The following is a 3,532-nucleotide window of genomic DNA, read 5'->3' as shown; positions in this document are numbered from 1 at the left end:
CGGCCGGCCACTGCCCGCTCGCCACGACGTGCCCCGCGCTCGCCCAGGCGGTCTCCGCGGCGAGCCGGGCGGTGACGGTCCACTGCGCCTCGCCGGCGGGCACCGCGCCGGGCACGGGCAGCTCGACCTTCGCGCTCTCGCCCGGCGCCAGCGGCGGCACCGCGGCGGAACCGCCCTCGACCGCGGCGCCGTCCACCGCGTACGTCCAGGTGAAGGCGAGGTGGTCGAGGCCGGCGAAGTCGTGCAGGTTGGTGACGACGGCCTGGTTCGGGGAGTCCCCGCTCTCGATGCGCACCGGCCGGATCACGTGGCCGAACTCCACGAGCCCCGGCGACGGCGTGCGGTCCGGGAACAGCAGCCCGTCGCAGACGAAGTTGCCGTCATGCAGCTCCTCGCCGAAGTCGCCGCCGTAGGCGAAGCCCAGCTCGGGGTGGGCGAGGCCGTGGTCGATCCACTCCCAGACGAAGCCGCCCTGGCAGCGCTCGTACGTCTCGAACAGCCGCTGGTAGTCGGCCAGCCCGCCGGGGCCGTTGCCCATGGCGTGCGCGTACTCGCAGAGCACGAACGGCTGCGCGCGCCTGCGGGCGTCCAGCGCCGGGTCGTCGAGGGGGTCCTCGGTGCGCTCGCCGATGCGGCGCACCTCGTCGTGGTCGGCGTACATACGCGAGTAGACGTCGGCGTCGCGGCTGGTCGGGTCGCCCTCGTAGTGCAGCGGTCGGCCGGGGTCCCGGGCGCGGATCCAGTCGGCCATGGCGGTCAGCCCGGCGCCGGCGCCGCACTCGTTGCCCAGCGACCACATGACGACCGACGGGTGGTTCTTGTCCCGCTCGACCATCCGCTCCGCGCGGTCCAGCAGCGCCGGGGTCCAGCGCTCGTCGGCGACCGGGTTGCCGCGCCAGCCGAGGGCGCCGAAGCCGTGCGTCTCCAGGTCGCACTCGTCGACCACCCACAGCCCCAGTTCGTCGCAGAGGTCGAGGAACGCCGGGTGCGGCGGGTAGTGGCTGGTGCGTACGGCGTTGATGTTGTGCCGCTTCATCAGCAGCACGTCCGCACGCATCGTCGCCTCGTCGACGGCGCGGCCGTGCTCGGAGTGGAACTCGTGCCGGTTCACGCCGCGCAGCAGGATGCGGCGGCCGTTGACCTTCAGCACGCCGTCCTCGACGGCGACGGTGCGAAAGCCCACGCGCAGCGGGATCCGCTCGCCGGCGGTGGCCAGCTCGGCACCGTAGAGCCGCGGGGTCTCGGCGGTCCACGGCTCGACCGGCAGCGTCACCGACTCGCCGGTGGCCACGTCGACGCCCAGCTCCGGCACGGTGACCCGGCCGCCGGGCGCGCAGTCGACGCGCAGCGTGCCGGTGCCGGCCGCGTGGTCGTACGAGGTGTGCACGAAGAAGTCCCGCACGGCGCCCGCGGGCCGGTGCAGCAGCGTGACGCCGCGGAAGATCCCGGGCAGCCACCACTGGTCCTGGTCCTCCAGATAGGACCCGGAGGACCACTGGTGGACGCGGACGGCCAGCACGTTGCCCGCGGGGCGCAGCAGCGCGCCGACGGCGAACTCGTGCGGCAGCCGCGAGCCCTTGAACTCGCCCAGCTCCGTCCCGTTGAGCCAGACCCGCGCGTGCGACTCCACGCCGTCGAAGCGCAGCACGGCCTCCGCCGCGGGCGGCGTGGCGGCCGGCCAGCCGGCGGGCAGGTCGAAGGTGCGCAGGTGGTCGCCGGTCGGGTTCTCGGCCGGCACCCGCGGCGGGTCGACCGGGAAGGGGTACGGGGTGTTGGTGTACGCGGGCGCGCCGTGCCGGCCGCCGCCCTGGAGCACCCAGTGCCCGGGGACGGCGATCTCGTCCCAGCCGGAGGTGTCGTGGCCGGGTTCGGCGAAGGACGTGTCGTGGGTGGTCGCGGTGGGGGAGAGCCGGAAGCGCCAGGCCCCGTCGAGCGGCAGCCGGGCGGCGTCGGAGCGGGCGTACCAGGCGCGCGGCGGCAGGGTGCCGGTGCCGGGTGCGACGTCCTCGTGGGCGGGGAGAGCCGGATCGTGCATGAGATCCATCTGATCCCGCCGAGGGGCGCGGCACAACGGACGCCGCGCCCCGATCCATTGGACTTTCCGGACACCGGTTGGACTTTAGGGTCTGTGCCCCGGTGCCGCCCCGGCCGCTCGCCGTGGGGGACGAGCGGCCGGGGCGTGTCCGTCAGCGGCCCTGCAGCGACTTGACGTTGTCGCCGAAGGACCAGCTGCGCGAGCCGTCCCAGTTGATCGACCAGGTCATCAGGCCCTTGAGGGCGCCGCCGAAGTGGCTCCACGCCTGCGAGACGAGGCCGGGCGCCATGTGGCCGCCGCCCGCGCCGGGCTGCGCGGGCAGGCCGGGGGCCTGCTTGTCGTACGGGACGCGGATGGTGGTGCCCTGCACGACGAGGCCGCGGTCCAGGCACTCGGTCTGGGCGACGAAGCCCTGCACGGTGCCCGCCTGGTACGAGTCGCCCGAGCAGCCGTACATGCTGCCGTTGTAGTACTGCATGTTGAGCCACCACAGCCGGCCGTTGTCCGCGTACTTCTTGATGATCGGCAGGTACGCGCCCCAGATCGAGCCGTAGACCACGCTGCCGCCGGTGACGTACGCCGTCTCGGGCGCCATGGTCAGGCCGAAGCCGTCGGGCATCTGGGCCAGGACGCCGTCGATGATGCGGATGAGGTTGGCCTGCGAGGGCGAGAGCTGGTTGATGTTGCCGCTGCCCACGAGGCCGGTCTCGATGTCGATGTCGATGCCGTCGAAGTTGTACTGCTTGAGGATCGGCACCAGCGTGGCGACGACCCGGTCGGCGACGGCGCTGGAGCTGAGGTCGACGCCGGCCGCGGCGCCGCCGAGCGACATGAGGATCGTGGCGCCGTTCGCCTTGGCCTCGCACATCTCGGCGGGAGTGGCGACCTTCACCGTGCTGTCCATCCCGTCCTCCCACTTGACCGTGCCGTCCGAGAGGATGACGGGGAAGGCGGCGTTGATGACGTTGTAGCCGTGGGTGCGGATGTCGGGGTCGGTGATCGGTGTCCAGCCGAACGGCGGGTGGACACCGTTGGCGGCGCCGTCCCAGTTCTCCCAGTAGCCCTGCAGGATCTTGCCCGCGGGCCTGGGTTTGGTGGGGCAGGTCTCGGCCGCCGCGGGTTCCGCCGCCGTTCGTGCCGCCGCGGGCCCCGCCGGTTCCGGCGGGGTCGCCGCCGCGGCGGGGAGCTGGGCGGCGAGCGCCAGGGTGAGGCCGATGCCGAAGAGACGCAGCGTCCGGCTGATCGCAGACTGCATGACACGCTCGCCTTCTGGGCTGTGGGGTTGCCAGGAGAGGTACGTGTTGCGCTGCGGCACAACGTAAGTTGGTCCAGACCTTTCGTCAAGAGGTCTGGACCAAAGATCGCGGGAGCGGGGTGCGGGGGAGCTGTTCTTGCCGCGTTCACCCGCGAGTTCGTGGCGTTGCCTAGCGTGCCGCCCATGCCCACCACGTACGACACGGGAATCCCCGCAGGTCCGGACGCCCCCGAAGGCCCCGC

The 3,532-nt window shown here is 72.9% G+C and carries 2 protein-coding genes; both read right to left on the bottom strand.

The window, feature by feature from the left end; all coding sequences use genetic code 11:
* Positions 1-2,044, bottom strand: a 2,044-nt coding sequence (locus H5J30_RS22395) for a glycoside hydrolase family 2 TIM barrel-domain containing protein (protein WP_181789183.1), incomplete at its 3' end; no start/stop codon positions are given.
* A 142-nt stretch (positions 2,045-2,186) separates the two neighbouring features.
* The gene (locus tag H5J30_RS22390) at positions 2,187-3,290 is read right to left on the bottom strand and encodes a chitinase (protein WP_181789182.1); all 1,104 of its coding nucleotides are present in this window, start codon (positions 3,288-3,290) and stop codon (positions 2,187-2,189) included.
* Between the last annotated feature and the right edge of the window lie 242 nt (positions 3,291-3,532).

The sequence above is a fragment of the Streptomyces phytophilus genome, assembly GCF_013870535.1.
GTDB classification, from domain to species: domain Bacteria; phylum Actinomycetota; class Actinomycetes; order Streptomycetales; family Streptomycetaceae; genus Streptomyces; species Streptomyces phytophilus.
Note: the sequence above shows the minus strand (reverse complement) of the source record. Positions and strands in the feature narration are given on the sequence as shown.